At 61.0% G+C, this 26,290-nt stretch carries 22 protein-coding genes and 1 pseudogene; 14 read left to right on the top strand and 9 right to left on the bottom strand.

The window, feature by feature from the left end; all coding sequences use genetic code 11:
- Position 1: 1 nt before the first annotated feature.
- The 5 genes from HFK74_RS03585 to HFK74_RS03565 all read right to left on the bottom strand — a co-directional run bounded on the left by HFK74_RS03585 (position 2) and on the right by HFK74_RS03565 (position 6,978).
- A complete protein-coding gene (locus HFK74_RS03585; RefSeq protein ID WP_180202369.1) occupies positions 2-1,222 on the bottom strand; it encodes an electron transfer flavoprotein subunit alpha/FixB family protein in 1,221 nt (406 codons plus the stop codon).
- Positions 1,222-3,168 (bottom strand): dimethylglycine demethylation protein DgcB, encoded by a 1,947-nt coding sequence (dgcB, locus tag HFK74_RS03580; RefSeq protein ID WP_180202368.1) that lies wholly within the window; start codon positions 3,166-3,168, stop codon positions 1,222-1,224. Before dgcB ends, HFK74_RS03585 begins: the two co-directional genes overlap by 1 nt.
- Before the next feature lie 147 nt (positions 3,169-3,315).
- Positions 3,316-5,376, bottom strand: a complete 2,061-nt coding sequence (gene dgcA, locus HFK74_RS03575) for a dimethylglycine demethylation protein DgcA (protein ID WP_180202367.1) — start codon at positions 5,374-5,376, stop codon at positions 3,316-3,318.
- A 15-nt stretch (positions 5,377-5,391) separates the two neighbouring features.
- Positions 5,392-5,922, bottom strand: a complete 531-nt coding sequence (locus HFK74_RS03570; RefSeq protein WP_180202366.1) for a DUF5943 domain-containing protein — start codon at positions 5,920-5,922, stop codon at positions 5,392-5,394.
- 78 nt (positions 5,923-6,000) lie between these two features.
- Entirely contained in the window at positions 6,001-6,978 is a 978-nt protein-coding gene (locus HFK74_RS03565) for a dipeptidase (RefSeq protein WP_008019494.1), read from the bottom strand.
- A gap of 235 nt (positions 6,979-7,213) precedes the next feature.
- On the opposite strand from HFK74_RS03565, the gene HFK74_RS03560 reads away from it, so the two are divergent.
- The 3 genes and pseudogenes from HFK74_RS03560 (at position 7,214) to HFK74_RS03550 (ending at position 8,305) form a co-directional block, all read left to right on the top strand.
- A complete protein-coding gene (locus HFK74_RS03560) occupies positions 7,214-7,615 on the top strand; it encodes a lysozyme inhibitor LprI family protein (protein WP_180202365.1) in 402 nt (133 codons plus the stop codon).
- A gap of 6 nt (positions 7,616-7,621) precedes the next feature.
- Positions 7,622-7,855, top strand: a pseudogene (locus HFK74_RS03555) (helix-turn-helix domain-containing protein); the annotation flags it as partial.
- Between the two features lie 33 nt (positions 7,856-7,888).
- Complete coding sequence (locus tag HFK74_RS03550; protein ID WP_180202363.1) at positions 7,889-8,305, top strand: DUF3010 family protein; 417 nt, start codon at positions 7,889-7,891, stop codon at positions 8,303-8,305.
- 131 nt (positions 8,306-8,436) lie between these two features.
- On the opposite strand, the gene HFK74_RS03545 is transcribed toward HFK74_RS03550, so the two are convergent.
- Complete coding sequence (locus tag HFK74_RS03545) at positions 8,437-9,381, bottom strand: GlxA family transcriptional regulator (protein ID WP_180202362.1); 945 nt, start codon at positions 9,379-9,381, stop codon at positions 8,437-8,439.
- A 194-nt stretch (positions 9,382-9,575) separates the two neighbouring features.
- On the opposite strand from HFK74_RS03545, the gene HFK74_RS03540 reads away from it, so the two are divergent.
- From HFK74_RS03540 to HFK74_RS03515, 6 genes are all read left to right on the top strand, one after another.
- Entirely contained in the window at positions 9,576-10,520 is a 945-nt protein-coding gene (locus tag HFK74_RS03540; RefSeq protein ID WP_180202361.1) for a choline ABC transporter substrate-binding protein, read from the top strand.
- A 74-nt stretch (positions 10,521-10,594) separates the two neighbouring features.
- Positions 10,595-11,482 carry a 3-keto-5-aminohexanoate cleavage protein gene (locus HFK74_RS03535; RefSeq protein ID WP_180202360.1) on the top strand — a complete coding sequence of 296 codons (888 nt, stop codon included), beginning with the start codon at positions 10,595-10,597 and terminating at the stop codon, positions 11,480-11,482.
- Positions 11,483-11,623: 141 nt separating this feature from the next.
- Positions 11,624-12,589, top strand: a complete 966-nt coding sequence (locus tag HFK74_RS03530) for an L-carnitine dehydrogenase (RefSeq protein WP_180202359.1) — start codon at positions 11,624-11,626, stop codon at positions 12,587-12,589.
- Between the two features lie 124 nt (positions 12,590-12,713).
- A complete protein-coding gene (locus HFK74_RS03525; protein WP_180202358.1) occupies positions 12,714-13,190 on the top strand; it encodes a thioesterase family protein in 477 nt (158 codons plus the stop codon).
- A 12-nt stretch (positions 13,191-13,202) separates the two neighbouring features.
- Positions 13,203-14,366 carry a gamma-butyrobetaine dioxygenase gene (locus HFK74_RS03520; protein WP_180202357.1) on the top strand — a complete coding sequence of 388 codons (1,164 nt, stop codon included), beginning with the start codon at positions 13,203-13,205 and terminating at the stop codon, positions 14,364-14,366.
- A gap of 389 nt (positions 14,367-14,755) precedes the next feature.
- Positions 14,756-15,022: a hypothetical protein gene (locus tag HFK74_RS03515; protein ID WP_008057089.1), complete on the top strand. Its 267-nt coding sequence runs from the start codon at positions 14,756-14,758 to the stop codon at positions 15,020-15,022.
- A gap of 103 nt (positions 15,023-15,125) precedes the next feature.
- On the opposite strand, the gene HFK74_RS03510 is transcribed toward HFK74_RS03515, so the two are convergent.
- Entirely contained in the window at positions 15,126-16,229 is a 1,104-nt protein-coding gene (locus HFK74_RS03510) for a GlxA family transcriptional regulator (RefSeq protein WP_007975492.1), read from the bottom strand.
- A gap of 522 nt (positions 16,230-16,751) precedes the next feature.
- Positions 16,752-18,128 (bottom strand): L-serine ammonia-lyase, encoded by a 1,377-nt coding sequence (locus tag HFK74_RS03505; RefSeq protein ID WP_180202356.1) that lies wholly within the window; start codon positions 18,126-18,128, stop codon positions 16,752-16,754.
- Positions 18,129-18,565: 437 nt separating this feature from the next.
- Here HFK74_RS03505 and HFK74_RS03500 point away from each other — a divergent pair, with 437 nt between their 5' ends.
- The 3 genes from HFK74_RS03500 to choV all read left to right on the top strand — a co-directional run bounded on the left by HFK74_RS03500 (position 18,566) and on the right by choV (position 21,611).
- Complete coding sequence (locus HFK74_RS03500) at positions 18,566-19,513, top strand: choline ABC transporter substrate-binding protein (RefSeq protein ID WP_180202355.1); 948 nt, start codon at positions 18,566-18,568, stop codon at positions 19,511-19,513.
- 77 nt (positions 19,514-19,590) lie between these two features.
- Entirely contained in the window at positions 19,591-20,436 is an 846-nt protein-coding gene (gene choW, locus HFK74_RS03495; protein WP_180202354.1) for a choline ABC transporter permease subunit, read from the top strand.
- Positions 20,433-21,611, top strand: coding sequence for a choline ABC transporter ATP-binding protein (gene choV / locus HFK74_RS03490; RefSeq protein ID WP_180202353.1), 1,179 nt, complete (start codon positions 20,433-20,435; stop codon positions 21,609-21,611). The genes choW and choV overlap by 4 nt, the downstream gene beginning before the upstream one ends.
- A gap of 160 nt (positions 21,612-21,771) precedes the next feature.
- Here choV and HFK74_RS03485 read toward each other — a convergent pair whose 3' ends face one another.
- The gene (locus HFK74_RS03485; RefSeq protein ID WP_368738154.1) at positions 21,772-23,712 is read right to left on the bottom strand and encodes a BCCT family transporter; all 1,941 of its coding nucleotides are present in this window, start codon (positions 23,710-23,712) and stop codon (positions 21,772-21,774) included.
- Positions 23,713-24,092: 380 nt separating this feature from the next.
- Between HFK74_RS03485 and betI the strand changes: the two genes are divergently transcribed.
- Positions 24,093-24,686, top strand: coding sequence for a transcriptional regulator BetI (gene betI / locus HFK74_RS03480; RefSeq protein WP_008057083.1), 594 nt, complete (start codon positions 24,093-24,095; stop codon positions 24,684-24,686).
- A 61-nt stretch (positions 24,687-24,747) separates the two neighbouring features.
- Complete coding sequence (gene betB, locus HFK74_RS03475; protein ID WP_180202351.1) at positions 24,748-26,220, top strand: betaine-aldehyde dehydrogenase; 1,473 nt, start codon at positions 24,748-24,750, stop codon at positions 26,218-26,220.
- Positions 26,221-26,290 lie beyond the last annotated feature (70 nt).

Here is a 26,290-nt window from a genome sequence, read left to right as displayed (position 1 = left end):
CTTAAGCCGCATCGCGCTTGGCGTCGTTGCGGTAGGCTTCTACCGCCGCGATCAAGGCCCGAAGAATCTCGGCGCTCTCGCCGATTACCGACAGGTCGGCCCGTTTGATCATGTCGCAGCCCGGGTCGAGGTTGATCGCCACCACCTTGTCGCAGGCACCGATGCCCTGCAGGTGCTGGATCGCCCCGGAAATCCCCACCGCCACGTAGACCCGTGCCGTGACCCAGGTCCCGGACGCACCGACCTGGCGGTCGCGGGCCATGAAGCCATCGTCCACCGCCACCCGCGAGGCGCCTTCGGTGGCGCCAAGGGCCGCGGCGGTCTGGTGGAACAAGTTCCAATCCTTGACCCCGTTACCGCCGGAGAAAATGAATTCGGCCTCGGCCATGGGAATCGCTGCCGGGTCCACCGCCACCGCCCCCAGGTCCTCGATGCGCGAGAGACTGCGGGCGATGGCTGTGGATAACTCCACCGGCAAGACTTCGTGACGGGTTTCGCTGACCGGTTCGGCGCATTCGACGGCGGCCAGGATCAACCGCGCAACCGGACGCGCCAGGTCTTGCAAACCGGCACCGGCACGGCCGATGCACTCCTGATCCTTGACCTGCCAGACCCGCGTGGCCGGGCGTTCGCCCAGGGCCGCGGCAAAGCGTCGACCCAATTCGCCGCCACCACTGCGACTGTCCGGCAGCAGCCAGTGACGCGGGCTGAACTGGTTATCCACAGCCCGCAGGCCCTGGACCCGTTGTTCCGGTGCATAACCACTGAACTCGTCGCCTTCGAGCACCAGCAAGCGATCGACGCCGGCTGTGGAAAACGCGTTTTCCTTGTGTTCGCCGAAGACCACGGCCAATACCGCGCCGTCGCTGCCGGCCAGTTGATGGGCCAGGCCCAGCAAGTCCTTGTCGTGGCTGCTCAAGCGGCCGCCGACCATGTCCGGCACCACGCAGATGTAGAACGCCGGCGCAGGCACCTGATGCAGCGGCAATTGCACTTCAACGGCGGCCGAGCGTTTGGTCGCCCCGCCCTGTTGAGCGCCGCTGCGATCGATGCGCTTGATGCCGTTGGGGCCGATGAAACCGATGCCGTGCGGGTTCTTGCGAATGACGCCGTTAGGCCCCATCCAGCTGTGTTGCGCCGGTTGCATGGCTGCGTGCAACGGGTGCAGGCGGTTGCGGGCGATCCATTCGGCACGGGGGTCGCGGCGGATAATGTCGCTCATCAGTGCACCTCCGCGGGTTCACGTTTGGTCGGTGTCGCCGACTTTGGGGCCTCATCTTCCAGGAGCGCGTCGGCCACCAGTTCGGCAATGTCCTTGATCAGCGGTCGTGGTTCGACCACACCTTCGAGCATCGCGGTGCACTGCGGGCAGCCCACGGCCACCAGTTCGGCGCCCGTCTCGCGGATATCTTCCATGCGCATGTCGGGGATACGCTGCTTGCCCGGAATGTCGGTGATCGGCGCACCGCCGCCACCGCCGCAGCAGCGCGAACGGAAACCGGAGCGTTGCATTTCCTTGACCTCGATACCCAGCGCACGCAGGACCTGACGCGGTGCCTCGTATTCGCCGTTGTAGCGACCGAGGTAGCACGGGTCGTGATAGGTCACGCTGTCGCCTTTGTGCTGACCGAGGTTCAGCGCGCCCGCGTCGATGATTTCCGCCATGTAGGTGCTGTGGTGCTGCACCAGGTAGTTGCCATCGAAAGCGCCATATTCGTTTTTCAGCACGTGGAAGCTATGCGGATCGCACGTGACGATGCGGTTGAAGCTGTACTTGGCCAGGGTCTGGATGTTGCGTTTGGCCAGCAACTGGAAGGTCGCCTCGTCGCCCAGGCGTCGGGCCACGTCACCGCTGTCGCGCTCTTCGAGGCCGAGTACGGCGAAGTCGATTTTTGCCGCTTTCAGCACTTTGACGAAGGCGCGCAAGGTGCGCTGGTTGCGCATGTCGAAGGCACCGTCGCCGACCCAGAACAGCACGTCGGTGGACTTCTTCTCGCTCATCAGATTGAGGTTCAAGTCCGCCGCCCAGTTCATCCGGCCGCCCGGTGCAAAACCGCCCGGGTTGTCGGTGGCGATCAGGTTTTCCAGGACTTCGGCACCCTTGTTCGGGGTCGCGCCTTTTTCCAGGGTCAGATGACGACGCATGTCGACGATGGCATCGACGTGCTCGATCATCATCGGGCATTCCTCGACGCAGGCACGGCAGGTGGTGCACGACCACAGGGTTTCGGCGTCCACCAGACCGTTGACGATCGGTTGATGCGGATTACCGGCGTGTTCGCCAATCGGCTTGCCCGGATACGGGCTGCCGGCAAACTTGGCATCGGTGCCGCCAGCCAGGCCGACGACCATGTCCTGGATCAGTTTTTTCGGGTTCAGCGGCTGGCCGGCAGCGAAGGCCGGGCACGCCGCTTCACATTTACCGCACTGCACGCAGGCGTCGAAGCCGAGCAACTGGTTCCAGGTGAAGTCCTTGGGTTTTTCCACGCCCAGTGGTGCGGCCGGATCTTCCAGATCCAGCGGTTTCAAGCCGGTGGAACGACCGCCGCCAAAACGCTCGGCGCGACGGTGCCAGGCCAGGTGCAGGGCACCGGCGAAGGCATGCTTCATCGGCCCGCCCCAGGTCATGCCGAAGAACAGCTCGGACACGCCCCACAGCACGCCAACCCCCAGGATCGCCGCCAACAGCCAGCCACCGAAGTTCTCCGGCAGGATGCCGGCCACCGGCAGGGTCACCAGGAAGAACGACACCGAGAACGCCATCAGGCTTTTCGGCAGGCGCATCCACGGGCCTTTCGACAGGCGCGCCGGCGGGTTGCGCCGCCGCAGGTAGACAAAGACCGCGCCGACGAACATCACCGCCGACATCAACAGCAGCGCATAACCCAGAATGCGGTTATGCAGGCCGAAACCATGCACCAGGATCGCCAGCACGATGGACGCTACCGCGCCGCCGGCCGTGGCGACGTGGGTGTTGGCAATGTATTTGTCCCGCGCCACCACGTGGTGCAGGTCGACCATGTAGCGCTTGGGCATGGCAAACAGGCCGCCGATCAGATCGACCTTCGAGGCCCGGCCCCGGCGCCACATGGCTACCCGCCGCAACGCGCCCAGAACCGCGAGGCCCAGGGCAGCGAACAACAGGATTGGAAGAAGGGTGTTCAACATGGTGGAGCTCCCAAAGACCGCGGGGTCAGTGATCGTTCCCACGCTCTGCGTGGGAATGCAGCCCGGGACGCTCTGCGTCCCAAGAGCGGACGCAGAGCGTCCATTGATGCGTTCCCACGCGGAGCATGGGAACGATCAGTTTGTGGCTTAGAAGTCCTTGCACAACCGCAGCGCGTCGTAGATCGCCGCGTGCACGTTACGCTGGGCAACACAGTCGCCGATGCGGAACAGCAGGTAGCCGTCGCCGCTCTGCTCCAGGCATGGCTGCGGCTTGATCGCGAACAAGGCTTCGACGTCGATCTGGCCCTTGTTGCGCGAGCCTTCCTTCATCGCGTAGTAGATCTCCTCGTCCGGACGCACGCCGTTCTCGATGACCACCTGGTCTACCACCCGCTCCTCTTTGGCGCCGGTGTATTCGTTTTCCAGCACCGCCACCAGCTTGTCGCCTTCGCGGTAGACCTTCTCCAGCATCATGTCGCCGGTCATGATCACTTCTTTCGGGTACATGCTGCGGTAGTAGGTCGGGAACGACGTACCGCCGATGGCCACGCCTGGCTTGATGTCGTCGGTGACGATCTCAACCTGGCTGCCCTTGTCGGCGAGGAAGTCGGCGGTCGACATGCCGGTGAACTCGCAAATGGTGTCGTAGACCAGCACGTTCTTGGCAGGTGCAACCTTGCCGTCGAGGATGTCCCAGCTGCTGACCACCAGGCCTTCAGCCGCGCCCCAATGCTCGTTCTGCTCAATGAACGGATGACCGCCGACTGCCAGCACCACCACATCCGGGCGCAGGTCCATGATGGTCGGCGCATCGGCCGCCACGCCCAGGCGCAGGTCGACTTTCAACCGTGCCAGTTCCAGCTGGTACCAGCGGGTGATACCGGCGATCTGGTCACGCTGCGGCGCTTTCGACGCCGTGGTGATCTGCCCACCGATGAATTCCTTCTTCTCGAACAGGGTCACGTCGTGACCACGCTCGGCAGCCACACGGGCAGCTTCCATACCGGCAGGGCCGGCACCGACCACCACCACCTTGCGTTTCACGCCGGTGGTTTTTTCGATGATGTGCGGCAGGCCCATGTATTCACGGGAAGTCGCGGCGTTCTGGATGCACAGCACGTCCAGGCCTTGGTACTGACGGTCGATGCAGTAGTTGGCGCCGACGCACTGCTTGATCTGGTCGATCTGGCCCATCTTGATCTTGGCGATCAGGTGCGGGTCGGCGATGTGCGCGCGGGTCATGCCGACCATGTCGACGTAACCGCCTTCCAGGATACGGGTGGCCTGGTTCGGGTCCTTGATGTTCTGCGCGTGCAGCACCGGAACCTTGACCACTTCCTTGATGCCGGCAGCCAGGTGCAGGAACGGCTCCGGTGGATAACTCATGTTCGGAATCACGTTGGCCAAGGTGTTGTGGGTGTCACAACCCGAGCCCACGACGCCGATGAAATCGAGCATGCCGGTGTCGTCGTAATACTTGGCGATCTGCTTCATGTCCTCATGGGACAAACCATCCGGGTGGAACTCATCACCGCAGATGCGCATGCCCACGCAGAAATCGTCACCGACCTCGGCGCGCACGGCTTTCAACACTTCCAGGCCGAATTTCATGCGACCTTCGAAGGTGCCGCCCCATTCGTCGGTACGCTTGTTGACCCGCGGGCTCCAGAACTGGTCGATCATGTGCTGGTGCACCGCCGACAGTTCGACACCGTCCAGGCCACCGGCCTTGGCGCGGCGGGCTGCTTGCGCGTAGTTGCCGATCACCCGCCAGATTTCTTCCGGCTCAATGGTCTTGCAGGTAGCACGGTGCACCGGCTCACGCACGCCCGACGGCGACATCAGCGTCGGCCAGTTGAAGCCGTCCCAGCGCGAGCGACGGCCCATGTGGGTAATCTGGATCATGATCTTGGCGCCGTGCTTGTGCATGGCGTCGGCCAGATTCTGGAAGTGGGGGATGATGCGGTCGGTGGACAGGTTCACCGAACTCCACCATTCCTGCGGGCTGTCGATGGCCACGACGGACGAACCGCCGCAGATCGCCAGGCCGATCCCGCCCTTGGCCTTCTCTTCGTAATACTTGACGTACCGGTCGGTGGTCATGCCGCCGTCGGTCGCATAGACCTCGGCGTGCGCGGTGCTGAGCACGCGGTTACGGATGGTCAGTTTGCCGATCTGGATCGGCTGGAACATTGCTTCGAAAGCCATGGCGGGTTCCTCGACTTACAACGGCTTGACGATGAACAAGCCGTCTTCGTGGCCCTCTTCGGAGCCACCGTAGACTTGCTCGGCCACGGTGCGGATCTTGCTGCCACGAGCGGCGAGGATCTGGTCCATCGCGCCGGCAAACCAACCGGTGAACATGTAGTCGACCTTGCGCCCGACCTTGCCGTACACGTAGACGAATGCCGAGTGTTCCAGCTTGACGCTGCAGGTACCTTTATCCAGGTCGATGTCCTGGATCTTGAACAGGCCCCAGCCGCGCTGCGACAGGCGCTTCATGTAGTGCTCGAACACGGCGACGCCTTCCAGGCCATGGCATTCGGCTTCTTTTTCACACCAGTGCCAGGCGGACTTGTAGCCGGCCTTGTAGAGAATCTCGGCATAGGCTTCAGCGCCCAGCACTTCCTCGATGCCCATGTGGTTGTTGACGAAGAAATGGCGCGGTACATACAGCATCGGCAGGGCGTCGGACGTCCAGATACCGGTTTCGCTGTCGACTTCGATAGGCAATTGCGGGGCGATCTTGGCCATGGAAACTTAACTCCAGAAAAATTTTGGTAATGCCCCCGGCGCGGATGGCCGGGGGAAAAGATTCAGAAGAGCTGCGGCTTACTCGCCCCAGACATCCTTGAGAACGTTGACCCAGTTCTCGCCCATGATCTTGCGCACCACGCGCTCGGAATGGCCGCGCTTAAGCAGGGTCTCGGTGAGGTTCGGGAACTCGCCGACGGTGCGGATGCCCAGTGGGTTGATGATCTTGCCGAAGCTGGTCAGACGACGGGCGTAGCCCTTGTCGTGGGTCAGGTACTCGAAGAAGTCCTGGCCGTGACCCTGGGTGAAGTCGGTGCCGATACCGATCGAGTCTTCGCCGACGATGTTCAGGGTGTATTCGATGGCTTCGGCGTAGTCGTCGATGGTCGAATCGATTCCCTTGGCCAGGAATGGCGCGAACATGGTCACACCGACGAAGCCGCCGTGGTCGGCAATGAACTTCAGCTCTTCATCGGACTTGTTGCGCGGGTGCTCCTTGAGGCCCGACGGCAGGCAGTGGGAGTAGCAGACCGGCTTTTTCGATTCGAGGATGACTTCTTCGGAAGTCTTGGAACCGACGTGGGACAGGTCGCACATGACGCCTACGCGGTTCATCTCGGCAACGATTTCACGACCGAAGCCCGACAGGCCGCCGTCACGCTCGTAGCAACCGGTGCCGACCAGATTCTGGGTGTTGTAGCACATCTGCACGATACCGACGCCCAGTTGCTTGAACACTTCGACATAGCCGATCTGGTCTTCAAACGCATGGGCATTCTGGAAACCGAAGAGGATGCCGGTCTTGCCCTGCTCCTTGGCCTTGCGGATGTCGGCGGTGGTGCGCACCGGAATCACCAGGTCGCTGTTCTCGCGGATCAGTTTCTGGCTGGCGGCGATGTTGTTGACGGTGGCCTGGAAGCCCTCCCACACCGACACGGTGCAGTTGGCCGCGGTCAGACCGCCCTTGCGCATGTCTTCAAACAGCTCGCGGTTCCACTTGGCAATAATCAGCCCGTCGATAACGATGCTGTCGGCGTGCAATTCGGCTGGGCTCATCAGGCTGTCCCCTTGTTGGCGATTCATGCGCCGAATCGTGTGCCGGCGCTTTGGGGCCAGCATATGCCTGAGGGGCGAGGCAGCCGGGTGCAAAAACGACAGGGGAATTGCCGAAAGCGTCAATCCGCGACAAAGGGTCGTCGCAAGGCACAATTGCCGACCTGTTCAAGGCTGTCCGCTTGGGCCAGAATTCGCCACATCTCTTGATGCTTCACTGGATGGGAGCGGCAACCACATGAAATTCATCGTCCTGGCTTTGGCACTGATTGCGACCGGCGTACACGCCGCCGAGGAGTCTGAAGACACCCCCTGCGACAAAGTCGAAAACGACGTCCAGACCCTGGAATGCTCCGCCTTCAGCAAAACCACCGCCGAAGACTTGCTGAGCGAAAACTACAAAAGCCTGAACGAGCGCATGCAGTCGCTCTACGGCAAGAACCCGTCGCAATTGGCCGACATCACCGCCAAGATCAAGGCCGCCCAGCAACAATGGCTGAAAACCCGCGACGCCGACTGCGCCATCGAAGCCTTCCCGGCCACCGCCGGCAGCAAGGCATTCACCATCGCGCAAAATGATTGCGTAGCGCGGATGAGTGATGAGCGGTCGGAGTTTTTGGAGTTGATTGGGCAGGAGTAAACGTAAAGGATGGAAAACATGATGATCCCTCACGAAGTTGTCAGCCGAATTGTCGATGGTGCGTTACCTGTGCGCGCCTGGCGCGAGCACTTGAACCTTACGCAGGATGAAGTGGCCAAACGCATGGGAATCTCCCAACCAGCCTTCGCCCAGCAGGAAAGCGTCGCTAAGCCGCGCAAGGCCACCCGCGAAAAAATTGCTGCGGCGTTTGGCATCACCGCCAATCAACTGGAGCTGTAAGCTTCACGCCTTCAGCCAGAAAAGGGATTCAACATGAAAGTCTGCGGCATCGAAATCAAGGGCAGCGAAGCAATCATCGCCGTGGCAGCTCTCGAGGGTTCCACTCTGGGCCACGTGGCGCTCGCCACCAAGAAAATTGCCCTGGACGATGACGATGAAGCCGCCAACGTCAAAGTGTTTGCCGCTCAGGTCGCATCCTTTGTTCGCGAGAATTCGATAGATCGAATCGCGATCAAGAAACGCAGCAAGAAAGGCGAATTTGCCGGTGGGCCGACCACGTTCAAGATCGAGGGCGTTTTTCAGTTGCTGGAGAGTTGCGAGGTGATGCTGTTGTCGCCACAGACGATCAATGCCCAGGCCAAGAAGCATGGTTTTGAGCTGCCGGACTCGCTGAACAAGTATCAGCATGAGGCGTACAAGGCTGCCTGTTCGGCGTTGGTGAAGAAGTAACCCGTCACCCTGACAGAACAGATCAATTGTAGGAGTGAGCCTGCTCGCGATGAGGCCATATCAGTCAACATAGATGTTGAATGTCAGTCCGCCATCGCGAGCAGGCTCGCTCCTACAGGGTTCTCAGTTACTCATGCTTTGGCGGTCCGCCGATCCTCCCTCGGGCACCGCTCGAACTTCGCCCGATAACTGCGGGTGAAATACGACGGCGATTCAAACCCGCACGCAATACTCACCTCCAACACACTCATATCGGTCTGACGCAGCAGCTGCCGCGCTTTCTCCAGCCGCAACCGCAAGTAGAAATTGCTCGGCGTATCGTTCAGATGCAGGCGAAACAGGCGCTCAAGCTGCCGGCGTGTCACCTTGATCGATTCCGCCAGTTCCAGCGTGCTCAGCGGCGGTTCGCTGTGCTGCTCCATCTCGCCAATCACGTGCACAAGCTTCTTGTTGCTGATGCCGTAGCGAGTGGCGACTTCCATGCGCTGGTGGTCCTTGCGCGGGCGGATGCGCCCGAGTACGAACTGTTCACTGACCTGGATCGCCAGGTCCGGGCCATGGGCCTGGGCGATCAGATCCAGCATTAAATCGATCGAAGCAGTGCCGCCGGCAGAGGTGATGCGTCGACGGTCGATTTCGAACAGCTCTTGAGTAACGCTCAGCTGCGGATAGGACTCCTTGAAGGCGTCGATGGCTTCCCAGTGCAGGGTCAGGCGATGGCCATCGAGCAGGCCGGCTTCGGCGAGGATGAAGCTGCCGGTGTCGATGGCGCCTAGGGTCACGCCTTCGTTGTCCAGGCGACGCAACCAGTGTTCCAGCGCCGGAGTGGCGAATTTCAGCGGTTCGAAGCCGGCAACCACCAGCAGCGTCGCGCCTTTTTTCAGTGGCTCCAGCGCCGCGTCGGCGTTGACCGACATGCCGTTACTGGCCAGCACCGCCCCGCCATCGGCGCTCAGCACGTGCCAGCGATAAAGCTCGCCGCGAAAGCGATTGGCGACCCGCAACGGCTCGATGGCCGAGATAAATCCAATGGCCGAGAAACCCGGCATCAACAAGAAATAGAAATCCTGGGACATGGAGCGCACTCGATCGACGGGTAGCGTGATGACGTTGATACGCCACTTGCATCAGGCATTCAAGAGCACAGGTCGCTGCAGTGCAAGAGTCGGTCGCCGCAGTGCGCTTTCATGGCAGATTAGCTGCGTAACGTGACATCACCGGCGCACAGACGACCGGACCCACAATAATGAAACTGCCGAGGAACCTGAGAATGAAACGACTGATCAGCAGCTGTGTTCTTGCACTCAGTGGTACCGCTTTGCTGAGCGCCAGTGTCATGGCCGCCGAACCTGCGTCGTGCCAGAACGTGCGCATGGGCGTGGTGAACTGGACCGACGTGATCGCCACTAGTGCGATGACCCAGGTATTGCTCGACGGCCTCGGCTACAGCACCAAACAAACCAGCGCTTCCCAGCAGATCATCTTTGCCGGGATCCGCGATCAGCGCCTGGACCTGTTCCTGGGTTACTGGAACCCGCTGATGACCCAGACCATTACCCCGTTCGTCGACGCCAATCAGGTCAAGGTGCTTGAAGCGCCAAGCCTCAAAGACGCCCGCGCCACCCTTGCCGTGCCGACCTACCTGGCTGACAAGGGCCTGAAAACCTTCGCCGACATCGCCAAGTTCGAAAAAGAGCTGGGCGGCAAGATCTATGGCATCGAGCCAGGCTCGGGCGCCAACACCCAGATCAAGGCGATGATTGCCAAGAACCAGTTCGGCCTCGGCAAGTTCCAGCTGGTCGAATCCAGCGAAGCCGGCATGCTCGCCGCGGTGGATCGTGCTGTGCGCCGCAAGGAAGCCGTGGTGTTCTTCGGCTGGGCGCCGCACCCGATGAACGTCAACGTGCAGATGACTTACCTCACCGGCAGTGAAGACGCCCTGGGCCCGAACGAAGGCATGGCCACGGTCTGGACCGTCACCGCGCCGACCTACGCCGAGCAGTGCCCGAACATCGGTCGCCTGCTGAGCAACCTGACCTTCACTGCCGAAGACGAGAGCCGGATGATGCAGCCGCTGCTCGATCACAAGGACGCCTTCGAATCGGCCAAGCAGTGGCTGAAAGATCATCCGCAAGACAAGCAACGCTGGCTCGAGGGCGTGACCACCTTCGATGGCAAACCGGCGGCTGAAAACCTGAAGCTGACCACCAAGTAACCCTGAACTGAACCACCGCTTCGCAGCCCGACCGGGCTGCGAATGGGACCACCACGCCTGAAGGAAACCGCCAAATGAACCACGACGTCATCATCACCTGCGCACTCACCGGTGCTGGCGACACGACCGCCAAGAGCCCACACGTGCCGGTCACCCCGAAACAAATTGCCGCGGCCGCCGTGGAAGCCGCGAAGGCCGGCGCCACCGTGGTCCACTGCCACGTTCGCGACCCGCAAACCGGCAAGTTCAGCCGTGACGTGGCGCTGTACCGCGAAGTGATGGAGCGCATCCGCGAAGCCGACGTCGACATCATCGTCAACCTCACCGCCGGCATGGGCGGCGACCTGGAAATTGGCGGGGGCGAGAATCCGATGGAGTTCGGCCCGAACACTGACCTGGTCGGTCCGCTGACCCGTTTGGCCCACGTTGAAGAATTGCTGCCGGAAATCTGCACCCTCGATTGCGGCACCCTGAACTTCGGCGATGGCGACACCATTTACGTCTCTACCCCAGCGCAACTGCGTGCTGGCGCCAAGCGCATCCAAGAGCTGGGCGTTAAGCCTGAGCTGGAGATTTTCGACACCGGTCACCTGTGGTTCGCCAAGCAGATGATCAAGGAAGGCCTGCTCGATAACCCGCTGTTCCAGCTGTGCCTGGGCATCCCGTGGGGCGCCCCGGCCGACACCACCACCATGAAAGCCATGGTCGACAACCTGCCGGCCGATGCGGTCTGGGCCGGTTTCGGTATCGGCCGCATGCAAATGCCGATGGCTGCTCAGGCGGTATTGCTCGGCGGTAACGTGCGGGTCGGCCTGGAAGACAACCTGTGGCTGGACAAGGGCGTCCTGGCGACCAACGGCCAACTGGTCGAACGCGCCGGCGAAATCCTCAGCCGCCTCGGCGCCCGGGTCCTGACCCCGGCGGAAGGCCGCAAGAAGATGGGCCTGAAACAGCGCGGTTAAACCCACTAACACCAACCACTGTAGGAGCCGGCTTGCCGGCGAAGAGGCCGGTACATCCATCGCATTTTCTGCGGTGCTTAAATCGCCTTCGCCGGCAAGCCGGCTCCTACAGGGATTCACCGAACTCTCTAGGATGTGACAATGACCTTCATCACCGAAATCAAAACCTTCGCAGCCCTGGGCAGCGGTGTCATCGGCAGCGGTTGGGTATCCCGCGCCCTCGCCCATGGCCTAGACGTGGTGGCATGGGACCCGGCCCCCGGTGCCGAAGCCGCCCTGCGCAAACGCGTCGCCAATGCCTGGGGCGCGCTGGAGAAACAGGGCCTGGCACCCGGCGCCTCGCAGGATCGCCTGCGCTTTGTCGCGACCATCGAAGAATGCGTGCGCGACGCCGACTTCATCCAGGAAAGCGCCCCCGAACGCCTTGAACTGAAACTGGAACTGCACAGCAAAATCAGTGCTGCAGCCAAGCCCAATGCCTTGATCGGCTCCAGCACCTCCGGCCTGCTGCCAAGCGAGTTCTACGAGAGTTCGACCCACCCGGAACGCTGCGTGGTCGGCCACCCGTTCAACCCGGTTTACCTGTTGCCGCTGGTGGAAGTGGTTGGCGGCAAGAACACCGCCCCCGAAGCTGTGCAGGCGGCAATGAAAGTCTACGAATCCCTCGGCATGCGCCCCTTGCATGTGCGCAAGGAAGTGCCAGGTTTCATCGCCGACCGCCTGCTCGAAGCGCTGTGGCGCGAGGCGCTGCACCTGGTTAACGACGGTGTAGCGACGACCGGCGAAATCGACGACGCGATCCGTTTTGGCGCGGGCCTGCGCTGGTCATTCATGGGCACATTCCTGACCTATACCCTGGCCGGCGGCGACGCCGGTATGCGGCACTTCATGGCACAGTTTGGCCCGGCCTTGCAGTTGCCGTGGACTTACCTGCCGGCGCCGGAGCTGACCGACAAACTGATCGACGATGTGGTGGATGGCACCAGCGATCAATTGGGCAAACACAGCATTTCGGCGCTGGAGCGCTATCGTGATGACTGCCTGCTGGCGGTACTGGAAGCGGTGAAGACCACCAAGGAGAAGCATGGGATGGCCTTCAGCGAGTAATCAGACCGCAGGTCCGGCCCCATCGCCAGCAGGCTGGCTCCCACAGGAGAACGCATACCAATGTGGGAGCCAGCCTGCTGGCGATGACGGCATTCCAATCACCCTCTGTTCTGGATCAGCCATCATGCCCGCACTCACCACCTACCAAACACGCATCATCCCCGACTGGGTCGACTACAACGGCCACCTGCGCGACGCGTTCTACCTGCTGATTTTCAGCTACGCCACCGACGCCCTGATGGACCGCCTCGGCATGGACAGCAACAACCGCGAAGCCAGCGGCCACTCGCTGTTCACCCTGGAACTGCACCTCAACTACCTGCACGAAGTGAAGCTCGACGCCGAAGTCGAGGTGCACACGCAGATCATCGGCCACGACGCCAAACGCCTGCACCTCTACCACAGCCTGCACTTGGTGGGCGACGCGAAGGAGCTGGCGGGCAACGAACAGATGTTGCTGCACGTCGACCTCGCCGGGCCAAGCTCCACACCATTCAGCGAAGTGACCCTGGGCAAACTGCAGGCCATCGTCGCCGAGCAGACCGACTTGCCCGCCCCCGCCTACATCGGCCGAGTGATCGCATTACCGCCAAAAAAATAACAAGGAGATCGCATGAACACCGCCGCCGCTTTTGCTGACTTTCGTACTTATCCGTTGATCAGCGCGCTGGCAGGCGTGCAGGCCATGGAGGATCGTGTGCTGGTGAAGTGGGCCGACAACCGCGTCAGCCCCTTCCACCACCCATGGCTGCGGGACAATTGCCCGTGCCCGCAATGCGTCTACACGGTGACTCGCGAACAGGTACTGGAAATCGTCGATGTGCCGCAAAACCTGGTGCCTGTCCAGACCAGTATCGATGCTGAAGGCTGCCTGAACGTGCAGTGGCAGAATGGCCACCTCAGCCGCTTCGACCCTGGCTGGTTGCGTGCCCATGCCTACGACGACGAGTCCCGCGCCGAGCGCCTCGCAGGCAAGCCCAAAGCCAGGCTTTGGCGCAGTGATTTGCAGTTGCCGGTGTTCGAGTATCAAGCGCTGATGAACGACAACCAGGCGCTATTGCAATGGCTGCTGGCCGTGCGCGACACCGGCCTGACCCAGGTCCGTGGCGTACCCACCGAGCCCGGCTCGCTGAAGCTGGTCGCCCAGCGCATTTCCTTCATCCGCGAGAGCAATTTCGGCGTGCTGTTCAACGTGCAATCCAAGGCCGATGCCGACAGCAACGCCTACACCGCTTTCAACCTGCCGTTGCACAGCGATCTGCCAACCCGTGAGTTGCAACCGGGGCTGCAATTCCTGCATTGCCTGGTCAACGATGCCGAGGGGGGTGAGAGCATTTTCGTCGACGGTTTTGCCATCGCCGAGGCGTTACGCCAGGAGGACCCCGAGGCGTTCCAGAGCTTGTGCGAGATTCCCGTGGAGTTCCGTAACAAGGACCGCCACAGCGACTACCGATGCCTGGCACCGATCATCGCCCTGAATGCCTTGGGACAGGTGTCGGAAATCCGCATGGCGAACTTTTTGCGCGGGCCGTTCGATGCGTCGGTGGAGCAGATGCCCAGGCTGTATCGTGCCTATCGCCGCTTCATTGCGATGACTCGCGAGGACCGCTTTCGCGTGATGCAAAGGCTCAATCCGGGTGAACTCTGGTGCTTCGACAATCGCCGTACGCTGCATGCGCGCAATGCATTTGATCCTGCCACTGGAGCACGGCACTTCCAGGGGTGCTATGTGGACCGCGATGAGTTGTTGTCGCGCATTTTGGTGCTACAGCGTTAGACCGCGTCATCGTTCTTCGCGGGCAAGCCTCGCTCCTACAGGATTTGCGTCGTTCGATAATGATGTGAACAACACAAGCCCCCTGTAGGAGCAAGGCTTGCCCGCGATGGCGCCTGGGCAGACAACACAAAAAACCCAGATAAAAAAAGCCCCGATCAAGCCGTGACAGGATCGAGGCAGAGGGTACTGTTGAGGAGCTGCCGCGGGAAGGTGACCAAACCCTCGTGAAGCAAGCTGGGTCCAGTGTGCCGGTTCTCATGGCCGGTTTATAGCCCGAAAACGACCTGTTCATAGTCAATGCTGCCATTGCGACAAATCGCCCTTGCCGCCACTGCGTGCCACTACCAGAATCGAGCCACGACACCATTCCCAGAAGAAGGATTCGCGTCATGATGCACGCTGATTTGATAGACCAGGAAGACCTGTTGGGCCAGCTCAAGTCATTGGGCTTCCAAGTGCCGAGCGGCGCCACGGCCGAGCAGGCTTGTGAGTTTGCCGTGCGAGGCTTGAACAACGAACGGGCCATCGTGCTGCGCACCATGGTCAAGCAGATGTACACCAGCAGCGCGACGATCCTGCCGGCAGTGCGCCAGGCCATCGACAAGCAGTTGCTGCCGGCGTTGGCGGAATATCAACAAAGCCACGTCGCCCGATAAATCGCCTTCGCGAGCAGGCTCGCTCCCACAGGTACAGCGCCGGTTCGAAAATGGCGCATTTCCTGTAGGAGCGAGGCTTGCCCGCGAATGGAGCGACTCGGTTTTAGAGCCTTACGCTAGCAAACGTCGACTCATTACGCGCCTGACTCAACGCCGACAACGGCCCGGACAACGGCGACAGCACCAAGGCCTGCGGCAGCGGCATCATCGCCACTTGTTGCGTAGTGTTGGAACCTACACGCTCATCGCGCGGCGGAATGCCGAAGTATTCGCGGTAGCACTTGGAGAAGTGCGGCGTGGACACGAAGCCACACACCGACGCCACTTCGATGATCGACATCGGCGTTTGCTTGAGCAGTTGCCGAGCACGGATCAAACGCAGCTTCAGGTAGTAGCGCGAAGGCGAACAATGCAGGTACTTCTGGAACAGCCGCTCCAGCTGGCGACGAGACACGGCGACGTACACCGCCAGTTCGTCGAGGTCGATCGGCTCTTCGAGGTTGGCTTCCATCAGCGCGACGATTTCCTGCAACTTCGGCTGGTTGGTGCCGAGCATGTGCTTGAGCGGTACGCGCTGGTGATCCTGTTCGTTACGGATGCGCTCGTAGACGAACATTTCCGAAATCGCGGCGGACAGTTCACGACCGTGATCGCGGCTGATCAGGTGCAGCATCATGTCCAGCGGCGCGGTGCCACCGGAGCTGGTGAAGCGGTTACGGTCGAGGGTGAACAGACGGGTACTCATGGCTACCCGCGGAAACGCTTCCTGCATCGCCGCCAGGCATTCCCAGTGCACGCTGCAATCGAAACCGTCCAGCAGGCCGGCGCACGCCAGGGCCCAGCTGCCGGTGCAGACCGCACCCAGGCGACGGGACTGACGCGCCTGGCTCTGCAACCAGGACACGTGTTCGCGGGTAACAGTGCGTTGAATGCCGATACCACCGCAGACGATCACGGTGTCCATGGGAGGCGCTTTGTGCATGGAGGCGTCGGGGGTGATTTGCAGACCGTCACTGGCCCAGACTTGACCGCCATCGACGGTGAGGGTGGTCCAGCGATACAGCTCACGGCCGGACAACTGGTTGGCCATGCGCAGCGGTTCGACTGCGGAAGCCAGGGAAATCAGCGTGAAATTGTCCAGCAGCAGAAAGCCGATGGATTGAGGCGCACGGTTCTGGGGTTGGGCCCCGGAGTTGAACGTCGTCATCGCGGTATCTCCTCACACAAAGCGGGTGATGGCCTCAGGCGGAGGCTCTTGTTATTGCCATCGTTCTCGCGTGGGAGACGGGCTTTGTAATGACAGAGCAATTGCCATGCCTAAATTTGATTGCGCGTTCAATAACTCCTAAAAACGACGTCGGAATGTGTCTATATATGACGCGCAGGGAGTAGGGGTTATAAGTGCCATCAATGGCGGCAAGTGCTCTGCCCCGTTGCGTGTGAGCAAATCGGTAGCACTTGTGGGAACAGGGCTGCGAGCAGCCTGGGAAGAGTGTCACCGCAGGCACGGGTGACGGGCGGTCGGAGCAGCGATTGTACCTGATCGCCGGTGAGGCAATTTATCTGTTAGCGACGCGCCAAAAGGTGGCGCGTTTTAAACCGGGTGTTCACTTAGCGCGCAGTTTTGACTGGTCTGGCCCTATCGCCAGCAGGCTGGCTCCCACAGATTTTGTGGTCGATACAAATCTACTGTGGGAGCCAGCCTGCTGGCGATAGGATCGATGCGGTCTCAGCACTCAACCGCGCTAACCGCCAACCCACCCCGCGACGTCTCCTTATATTTGTCATGCATATCGGCACCGGTATCGCGCATGGTGCGAATCACCCGGTCCAGGGAGATGAAGTGCTGGCCATCGCCGCGCAATGCCATCTGCGCCGCATTGATCGCCTTCACCGCGGCAATCGCGTTGCGCTCGATGCACGGCACCTGCACCAGGCCGCCCACCGGATCGCACGTAAGCCCCAGGTTGTGCTCCAGGCCGATTTCCGCCGCGTTGCACAGTTGTTCCGGCGTGGCGCCAAGAATTTCCGCCAAGCCCGCCGCCGCCATGGCACAAGCCGAGCCGACTTCGCCCTGGCAACCGACTTCGGCACCGGAGATCGAGGCGTTCTTCTTGCACAGGATCCCGACCGACGCCGCGCCGAGCATGTAGTCGACGACATTGGCGTCGGTCACGTCCTCGCTGAACTTCATGAAGTAGTGCAACACCGCCGGGATGATCCCGGCCGCGCCATTGGTCGGCGCCGTCACCATGCGCCCGCCGGCGGCGTTCTCTTCGTTGACCGCCAGGGCGAACAGGTTGACCCACTCCATGGCGCTCAACGTCGAGCCGATCACGTTGGGCTTGTTCAGCTCCTGCAAGCTGCGATGCAATTTGGCCGCACGACGGCGCACGTTCAGGCCGCCGGGCAGGATGCCCTCGTGCTTGAGGCCTTGCTCGACGCAATCCTGCATGGCGCGCCAGAGGTGCATCAGGCCACTGCGGATTTCTTCTTCGCTGCGCCAGACCTTCTCGTTGGCCATCATCAATTCAGCCACGCGCAGGTTGTGCGTTTTGCACAACTCCAGCAGCTCGGCGGCGCTGGAAAAATCGTACGGCAGCACGGTGCGATCCATATCGACCACACCGCTGGACGCCTGGGCCTCATCGACGACAAAACCGCCGCCGACCGAATAGTAGGTGTCGCGATGCAACTCGCCGTCTTCACCTTCGGCAACCAGGGTCATGGCATTAGGGTGGAACGGCAGGTTCTCATCGATCAGGCGCATGTCCCGAGCCCAGATGAACGGGACAGGCAGGCGACCGTCGAGCAACAGCGTGTCGGTTTCACGCAAGGTGGCGATGCGAATGCCGATTTGCGACGGATCGATTGCGTCCGGCCACTCCCCCATCAACCCCATGATCACTGCGTTGTCGCTACCGTGGCCAATACCGGTGGCCGATAGCGAACCAAAGAGCTGCACTTCGACACGTCGAACCTGCTCGAGCTGCCCCCGTTCGCGCAAACCCTGCACGAACAGCGCCGCTGCCCGCATAGGCCCCACGGTGTGCGAACTGGAAGGGCCGATGCCGATTTTGAACAAGTCGAAAACACTGATAGCCATTACTGCCGAACTCCTGGGTGAGCCAACTCCAGGCGCAAAAGCGCCCGGTGGCGGAGCTGCTACGCTCAAGCTGCAATCCGCCGAGATGACCGCATCATCGGGCTTTTGTCATGTCGTTCGACGTCTCTAACCGACGCACTCTTGTCCACTAACGCCGTGTGCGTTTTACGCCATGTTTTCGGCGTTTTTTTGCGATGCAGAGGGGGAAAAGAGGCTGAAAAAATCTGTAAACGACGTCACCGACACTGGATGCGACCATCCCTGTACTGGTTACGACGCACCCTGTAGGCGTCAGATTTTCACTGGTACATGATCGTATCGACTCGATTGCAAGGCGCCGTGGTAGAGATGTCTCCAGAACGCCATCCAACCGCAACCTATAAGTGCGGTGGTTCCAGTCGGAAACACTGCCAAAAAAAACACCAAGGAGTCCATCCATGAAAGGTTCCCCGTCGTTGTTGTTGGCCGCTTTGCTTAGTCTGCCGGTTCTGGCGCAAGCCGCTGAACCGGCGCAATGCAACACCGTAAACTTCTCCGATGTCGGCTGGACCGACATCACCGCAACGACCGCCACCACCAGCGTCGTGCTCAACGCCCTCGGCTACAAGACCAAGACCACCATGATTTCCGTACCCGTGACCTACAAGTCCCTGGCCGACGGCAAGAACATGGACGTGTTCCTCGGCAACTGGATGCCGACCATGGAAAACGACATCAAGGCCTACCGCGACGCCGGCACCGTGGACACCGTGCGCACCAACCTCAAGGGCGCCAAGTACACCCTCGCCGTACCCCAAGCCCTGTACGACAAGGGGCTGCATGACTTCGCCGACATCGCCAAATTCAAGAAAGAACTCGACGGCAAGATCTACGGCATCGAGCCGGGCAACGACGGTAACCGCCTGATCCAGAGCATGATCGACAAGAACGCCTTCGGGCTCAAGGACGCCGGTTTCAAGGTCGTCGAGTCCAGCGAAGCGGGGATGCTGTCACAGGTCGACCGCGCACAGAAACGCGACACCGCCGTGGTCTTCCTCGGCTGGGCGCCGCACCCGATGAACAAGCGCTTCAAGATCCAATACCTGACCGGCGGCGACGATTTCTTTGGCCCTGATTTCGGTGCTGCCACCGTGGCGACCAACACCCGCAAGGGTTACGCCGAGGAATGCAGCAACGTGGGCCAACTGCTGAAAAACCTGGAGTTCACTGTCGACATGGAGAGCGAACTGATGGGCAACATCCTGGACGACAAGATGAAGCCTGACGCGGCCGCCAAGGCCTGGTTGAAAAAGAACCCACAGGTGCTCGATACCTGGCTCGCTGGCGTGACCACCATTGACGGTAAACCAGGCCTGGAAGCCGTGAAAGCCAAACTCGCGCCTTGAATCAGGGAGCATCGCTTATGCCGGGCGGCTAACGCCGTCCGGGCTGTTTATTTCCTTGCATGCGGACGTTCACTACCATGCTGATTGATCAGAAAATCCCTTTAGGCCAGCACATCGCGAGCTTTGTCGAGTGGTTGACGCAACACGGCGCCAACACATTCGATGCCATTGCCGTGACGCTGGAAACGATGATCCACGGCGTGACTTTCGCGCTGACCTGGTTCAACCCGCTGGCACTGATCGGCCTCATCGCCCTCCTGGCCCACTTCATCCAGCGCAAATGGGGCCTGACGGTTTTTGTCATCGCCTCCTTCCTGCTGATCCTCAACCTGGGGTACTGGCAGGAAACCATGGAGACCCTCGCCCAGGTGTTGTTCGCCACCCTGGTCTGCGTGGTCATCGGCGTACCGCTGGGTATCGTCGCCGCGCACAAGCCAATGTTCTACACTGTAATGCGACCGGTACTCGATCTGATGCAGACCGTACCGACCTTCGTTTACCTCATTCCTACCCTGACCCTCTTCGGGCTGGGTGTGGTTCCAGGCCTGATCTCCACGGTGGTGTTCGCGATTGCTGCGCCGATCCGCCTGACCTACCTGGGCATCCGCGATGTCCCGCAAGAACTGATGGACGCCGGCAAGGCCTTTGGCTGCTCGCGTCGCCAGCTGCTGACACGGATCGAACTGCCCCACGCCATGCCGAGCATCGCGGCCGGCATCACCCAGTGCATCATGCTGTCGCTGTCGATGGTGGTGATCGCGGCACTGGTGGGCGCCGACGGACTGGGTAAACCGGTGGTCAACGCACTGAACACTGCTGATATCGCCCTGGGCTTCGAAGCGGGCCTGGCGATCGTACTGCTGGCGATCATGCTCGACCGTATCTGCAAACAACCCGACGCCAAAGTAGGGGGTGACGCATGAGCATAATTCGCTTCGAAGACGTCGACGTAATCTTCACCAAAGATCCACGCGAAGCACTGAAACTTCTCGATCAAGGTTTGACCCGCAGCGAGATCCTGAAAAAGACCGGGCAGATCGTTGGCGTCGAAAAGGCCAGCCTGGATATCGAAAAAGGTGAAATCTGCGTGCTGATGGGCCTGTCTGGCTCCGGCAAGTCCAGCCTGCTGCGCTGCATCAACGGTCTCAACACTGTCAGCCGCGGCAAGCTGTTCGTCGAGCATGAAGGCAAGCAGATCAACATTGCGTCCTGCACTGCTGCCGAACTGAAAATGATGCGTACCAAGCGCATCGCGATGGTGTTCCAGAAGTTCGCCCTGATGCCTTGGCTGACGGTGCGCGAGAACATCAGCTTCGGCCTGGAAATGCAGGGCCGTCCGGAGAAGGAACGCCGGAAACTGGTCGATGAAAAACTCGAGCTGGTGGGCCTGACCCAATGGCGCAACAAGAAACCCGATGAGCTGTCCGGTGGTATGCAGCAGCGTGTGGGCCTGGCCCGCGCACTGGCGATGGACGCCGACATCCTGCTGATGGACGAACCGTTCTCGGCGCTCGACCCGCTGATCCGCCAGGGCCTGCAGGACGAACTGCTGGAACTGCAACGCAAGCTGAGCAAAACCATCGTGTTCGTGAGCCACGACCTCGATGAAGCCCTGAAGCTCGGCAGCCGTATTGCGATCATGAAAGACGGCCGGATCATCCAGTACAGCAAGCCTGAAGAAATCGTCCTCAACCCGGCGGACGACTACGTGCGCACCTTCGTGGCCCACACCAACCCGCTGAACGTTCTGTGCGGGCGCAGCCTGATGCGCACCCTGGACAACTGCAAGCGCATCAACGGTTCGGTGTGCCTCGATCCGGGCGGCGATTCGTGGCTGGACCTGGCCGAAGGCAACACCATCAAGGGCGCACGCCAGAACGGTGCGAGCCTGGACCTGCAGAACTGGATTCCAGGGCAGGCGGTAGAAGGCCTGGCGCGCCGGCCGACGCTGGTGGATTCCAACATCGGCATGCGCGATGCGCTGCAGATCCGTTATCAGACGGGCAACAAACTGGTGCTGCACGACAACAACAAAGTGGTCGGGATTCTCGGCGACAGCGAGCTGTACCACGCGCTGCTCGGCAAGAACCTGGGGTAAGGCAACAGACACAAAAACGCCGCGAGAGATCGCGGCGTTTTTGTTTGTGCGCAAGGTTGGAACCTGTAGGAGCCGGCTTGCCGGCGAAGGCGTCAAGCCAGATACACCGCGGTGTATCATTCGCTGCGATGCGGCGACCCGACAAGCCAGCTCCTACAAATCAGCTGTAGACCCGGCCAAGGAGCTGCCGATGGCTTTCAAACTGATCGAGCACGTCACGGGTGATCTGATCCTGGGTGAAACCCATCAAGTCGTAGTCCTGGCTGCCGTTGTGCAGGTACACCTCGGCGCGGTAGTAACGCTGGCGTGCCTCATCGGATTGCGCCGACTCGGTTGGCGTCGCCAGGTAGCCGTCCAGGCTGACTTCGTAGACAAAAGGGTTGCCCTCTTCCATCTCGACCCGCACGCCCATGCAACGCTTGGACTTGCCCAACACCGTCTGCACTTCCAGGCCTTGGGCACGCATTTGCGTCGTCGCATCCTGCAATGCCGGGCTCACATGCTTGTCCATGAAGCGTTGTACCACTGACTGGCTCGGTTGCAGGTCAAGCTGCGTCAAACGCTCGCTGAAGCCACGACGACCGCGTGCCGCCAGCTCCGCCTGCTCCTGTTCGATCTGCACGTCCTGGCGCATGGCCTTGTGCAGGCCGAACATGAAGAACACCAGCACCACCGAGAACGGCAGGCCGGCCAGTACCACCATGGTTTGCATGGCTTCGAAGTTACCGGCGAACAGCAGGCCGATGGTCACCAGGGTGATCACCACCGACCAGAAGATCCGCAGCCAGTGCGGCGCATCTTCGTCGACGTTACCGCCCTTGCACGACAGGTTGGCCATCATCACCGCGCCGGAATCCGCCGGCGTCAGGAACAACACGAAGCCCACGAAAATCGAGACGCCGATCACCACTTTCGACGCCGGGTAATGCTCCAGCAACTGGTAGATCGCCATGGACGGCTGTTCCAGCGCCGTCTTGCCCAGCTCCACTGCCCCGTGGTTCATCACTAGGTCCAGGGCCGAGTTACCGAAGATCGACAGCCACGCCAAGGTGAAACCCAGCGGAATCAGCAGCACGCCAGCGACCATTTCACGCACCGTGCGACCACGGGAAATACGCGCGACGAACATGCCTACGAATGGGGCCCAGGAAATCCACCAGGCCCAGTAGAACAGAGTCCACAGGCCCAGCCAGCGGTCGGACTTCTCACTGTCGCCTTCGTACACATAGAGGTCGAATGTCTTCAGCACCACGCCGTTCAGGTAATCACCGACGTTCTGCACGAAGCCGTTGAGCAGGTGCAAGGTCGGGCCGAACAGCAGCACGAAAATCAGCAGGCCGCTGAACAGCACGATGTTGAGGTTGGACAGGCGGCGAATGCCGTTTTCCACACCCGACACGGCAGCGATGGTCGCCACGGTGCTCATCACGATGATCACGATCAGCAGGTTGGTGTTGCTGTGCTCCATGCCGAACAGGTTTTCCAGGCCCGACGACACCTGCAGTGAACCAATCCCCAGGTTAGTCACCAGGCCCAGCAGGGTCACGAACATGCCGAAACCGTCCACCGCATGACCGGCCGCGCCCTTGACCCAACGCTCGCCCACCAGCGGATACAGCGCCGAACGCAACGCCAGCGGCTGGTTATGCCGGTAGGCAAAGTACGCCACCGCCAGGCCAACCAACGCATAGATCGCCCAGCCATGCAGGCCCCAGTGCAGGAATGTCAGCTGCACCGCCTGGCGCGCGGCCAGGTTGCTGCCGGCCACGCCTTCGGGCGGGTTGAAATAGTGATCCAGCGGCTCGGACGCACCGAAGTACAGCAGAGAGATGCCGATACCCGACGAGAACAGCATCCCCGCCCAGGCGCCGTAGCTGAAGTCCGGGGTGTCATCCTTGCTGCCCAGCTTGAGCTTGCCGTAGGACGAGAACGCCAGGCCGACCACGAAGATCAGGTAGGCGGCAATCACCACCATGTAGTACCAGCCGAAGCTGCGGGACAACCAGGCTTGCGCCGTACCGAGCAGTCTGCCGGCCTCTTGCGGGGCGATGATCAGAATGGCGGTCAACAACAGAATCAACGCGGTAGAGGTGTAGAACACCCAACCGTTGACCGTCACCTTCTCGGGTGGGGTCTTTATTAGCGAGGCAGAACTCATGGCACAGATGCTCCGGGCAGTGCGAGAGAAGAACGCAAGACAAACGAGTTACCCGACCAATCGCTTAGTGGGCAGCCGACCAGCGGGTGATATAAAGACAACCCGAACACGTTCGAACCCCCTTTAACGCCGTAGCGCGTGGGTTTCGAGCATTTTCGGAAGTCGTTTTTTTCGCCGCTACGCGTAGGAAAAATCTGTAGGCAGCGACGATTTGTCGCAGATCTTATTCTTTGTTGATTGAACGTTCAATCAAAACAAAATAGACTGGCCCTCAATCCGATAGACGCCGTGCGTCTGCCGGAAGGCCTAAGGAGATGTGCAAGATGCCCAAGGTCGGTATGCAACCCATCCGTCGCCAGCAGTTGATCGAAGCCACTTTGCTGGCAGTCGACCAGGTCGGAATGGGGGACGCCAGCATTGCGCTGATCGCCCGTTTGGCCGGTGTCTCGAATGGCATCATCAGTCACTACTTTCAGGACAAGAATGGCCTGATCGCCGCCACCATGGGGTACCTGATGACCGTCCTGAGCGAGAACGTCACCGCGCGCCGCTTGGCGCTGACAGATGACAGCCCGCGGGCGCATCTGCAGGTGATCATCGAAGGCAACTTCGACGCCAGCCAGGTCAATGGCCCGGCAATGAAAACCTGGCTGGCCTTCTGGGCCACCAGCATGCACCAGCCGTCTTTGCACAGGTTGCAGCGGATCAACGATCACCGTCTGTATTCCAACCTGTGCTGTCAGTTCCGCCGCGTGTTGCCGCTTGTCGAAGCGCGCAGTGCGGCCCGGGGCCTGGCAGCGTTGATTGACGGCTTGTGGTTGCGCGGCGCGCTGTCGGGAGATGCTTTCGACACCGAGCAGGCGCAACGGATCGCTTACGAATACATGGATATCCAACTGGCCAAGCGGGTGAGTTAGAGCACAACAGAACGCTCAATCCCCGAACGCGCCAATCACTTTATGCACTTGCGAGGACTTTATGGCCCGTTTCGAACTGCAAAAACTCTACATCGATGGCGGCTACAGTGACGCTGGCAGCGACGCCACGTTCGAAGCCATCAACCCGGCTAACGGCGAAGTCCTCGCAAAAGTACAACGTGCCACCCAGTCAGACGTCGAGCGCGCTGTGGTCAGCGCCGAGAAGGGCCAGAAAATCTGGGCCGCGATGACCGCCATGGAGCGTTCGCGCATCCTGCGTCGCGCCGTGGACATCCTGCGCGAGCGCAACGATGAACTGGCCGCCCTGGAAACCCTGGACACCGGCAAGTCGTACTCCGAAACCCGCTACGTCGACATCGTCACCGGTGCCGACGTACTGGAGTACTACGCAGGCCTGGTACCCGCCATCGAAGGTGAGCAGATCCCGTTGCGCACCACTTCGTTCGTCTACACCCGTCGCGAGCCGCTGGGCGTCGTGGCCGGTATCGGCGCGTGGAACTACCCGATCCAGATCGCCCTGTGGAAATCCGCACCGGCCCTGGCCGCCGGTAACGCGATGATCTTCAAGCCAAGCGAAGTCACCTCGCTGACCACCCTGAAACTGGCCGAGATCTACACCGAAGCCGGCCTGCCAGCGGGTGTGTTCAACGTCCTGACCGGCAGCGGCCGTGAAGTCGGCACCTGGCTGACCGAACACCCGCGCATCGAGAAAGTCTCGTTCACCGGCGGCACCGACACCGGCAAGAAAGTCATGGCCAGCGCTTCGAGCTCTTCGCTCAAGGACGTGACCATGGAACTGGGCGGCAAGTCGCCGCTGATCATCTGCGACGACGCCGACCTCGATCGCGCCGCCGACACCGCGATGATGGCCAACTTCTACAGCTCCGGCCAGGTCTGCACCAACGGCACTCGCGTGTTCGTACCGGCGCACCTGAAAGCCGCTTTCGAAGCCAAGATCGTTGAGCGTGTTGCGCGCATCCGCGTCGGCAACCCGGAAGACGAGAACACCAACTTCGGTCCGCTGGTCAGCTTCGCCCACATGGAAAGCGTGCTGGGCTACATCGCCAAGGGCAAGGAAGAAGGTGCGCGCCTGCTGTGCGGCGGCGAGCGTCTGACCGACGGCGAATTCGCCAAGGGCGCCTTCGTCGCGCCGACCGTGTTCACCGACTGCACCGACGACATGACCATCGTGCGCGAAGAAATCTTTGGCCCGGTGATGGCGATCCTCTCCTACGAAACCGAGGAAGAAGTGATCCGTCGCGCCAACGACACCGACTTCGGCCTGGCCGCCGGTATCGTCACCAAGGACCTGAACCGCGCCCACCGCGTGATTCACCAACTGGAAGCCGGTATCTGCTGGATCAACGCCTGGGGCGAGTCCGACGCGAAGATGCCGGTCGGCGGCTACAAGCAGTCGGGTGTTGGTCGTGAAAACGGCATCAGCTCGCTGAACAACTTCACCCGCATCAAATCGGTACAGGTCGAGCTGGGCGATTACGTCTCGGTGTTCTAAGAACCCGGGCTCTGTATTGCCTGCCAGGCCGTCTTCGCGGGCAAGCCCGCTCCTGTAGGAGCTGGCTTGC

The sequence above is a fragment of the Pseudomonas sp. SbOxS1 genome (genome assembly GCF_013416725.1).
Taxonomy (GTDB): Bacteria; Pseudomonadota; Gammaproteobacteria; order Pseudomonadales; family Pseudomonadaceae; genus Aquipseudomonas.
This window is presented reverse-complemented; position numbering and strand designations above follow the sequence as displayed.

Coding starts and splice junctions, on each gene's coding strand:
- HFK74_RS03585 (WP_180202369.1), bottom strand. CDS start 1,222: ATGAGCGACATTATCCGCCGCGACCCCCGTGCCGAATGGATCGCCCGC.
- dgcB (WP_180202368.1), bottom strand. CDS start 3,168: ATGTTGAACACCCTTCTTCCAATCCTGTTGTTCGCTGCCCTGGGCCTC.
- dgcA (WP_180202367.1), bottom strand. CDS start 5,376: ATGGCTTTCGAAGCAATGTTCCAGCCGATCCAGATCGGCAAACTGACC.
- HFK74_RS03570 (WP_180202366.1), bottom strand. CDS start 5,922: ATGGCCAAGATCGCCCCGCAATTGCCTATCGAAGTCGACAGCGAAACC.
- HFK74_RS03565 (WP_008019494.1), bottom strand. CDS start 6,978: ATGAGCCCAGCCGAATTGCACGCCGACAGCATCGTTATCGACGGGCTG.
- HFK74_RS03560 (WP_180202365.1), top strand. CDS start 7,214: ATGAAATTCATCGTCCTGGCTTTGGCACTGATTGCGACCGGCGTACAC.
- HFK74_RS03550 (WP_180202363.1), top strand. CDS start 7,889: ATGAAAGTCTGCGGCATCGAAATCAAGGGCAGCGAAGCAATCATCGCC.
- HFK74_RS03545 (WP_180202362.1), bottom strand. CDS start 9,381: ATGTCCCAGGATTTCTATTTCTTGTTGATGCCGGGTTTCTCGGCCATT.
- HFK74_RS03540 (WP_180202361.1), top strand. CDS start 9,576: ATGAAACGACTGATCAGCAGCTGTGTTCTTGCACTCAGTGGTACCGCT.
- HFK74_RS03535 (WP_180202360.1), top strand. CDS start 10,595: ATGAACCACGACGTCATCATCACCTGCGCACTCACCGGTGCTGGCGAC.
- HFK74_RS03530 (WP_180202359.1), top strand. CDS start 11,624: ATGACCTTCATCACCGAAATCAAAACCTTCGCAGCCCTGGGCAGCGGT.
- HFK74_RS03525 (WP_180202358.1), top strand. CDS start 12,714: ATGCCCGCACTCACCACCTACCAAACACGCATCATCCCCGACTGGGTC.
- HFK74_RS03520 (WP_180202357.1), top strand. CDS start 13,203: ATGAACACCGCCGCCGCTTTTGCTGACTTTCGTACTTATCCGTTGATC.
- HFK74_RS03515 (WP_008057089.1), top strand. CDS start 14,756: ATGATGCACGCTGATTTGATAGACCAGGAAGACCTGTTGGGCCAGCTC.
- HFK74_RS03510 (WP_007975492.1), bottom strand. CDS start 16,229: ATGACGACGTTCAACTCCGGGGCCCAACCCCAGAACCGTGCGCCTCAA.
- HFK74_RS03505 (WP_180202356.1), bottom strand. CDS start 18,128: ATGGCTATCAGTGTTTTCGACTTGTTCAAAATCGGCATCGGCCCTTCC.
- HFK74_RS03500 (WP_180202355.1), top strand. CDS start 18,566: ATGAAAGGTTCCCCGTCGTTGTTGTTGGCCGCTTTGCTTAGTCTGCCG.
- choW (WP_180202354.1), top strand. CDS start 19,591: ATGCTGATTGATCAGAAAATCCCTTTAGGCCAGCACATCGCGAGCTTT.
- choV (WP_180202353.1), top strand. CDS start 20,433: ATGAGCATAATTCGCTTCGAAGACGTCGACGTAATCTTCACCAAAGAT.
- betI (WP_008057083.1), top strand. CDS start 24,093: ATGCCCAAGGTCGGTATGCAACCCATCCGTCGCCAGCAGTTGATCGAA.
- betB (WP_180202351.1), top strand. CDS start 24,748: ATGGCCCGTTTCGAACTGCAAAAACTCTACATCGATGGCGGCTACAGT.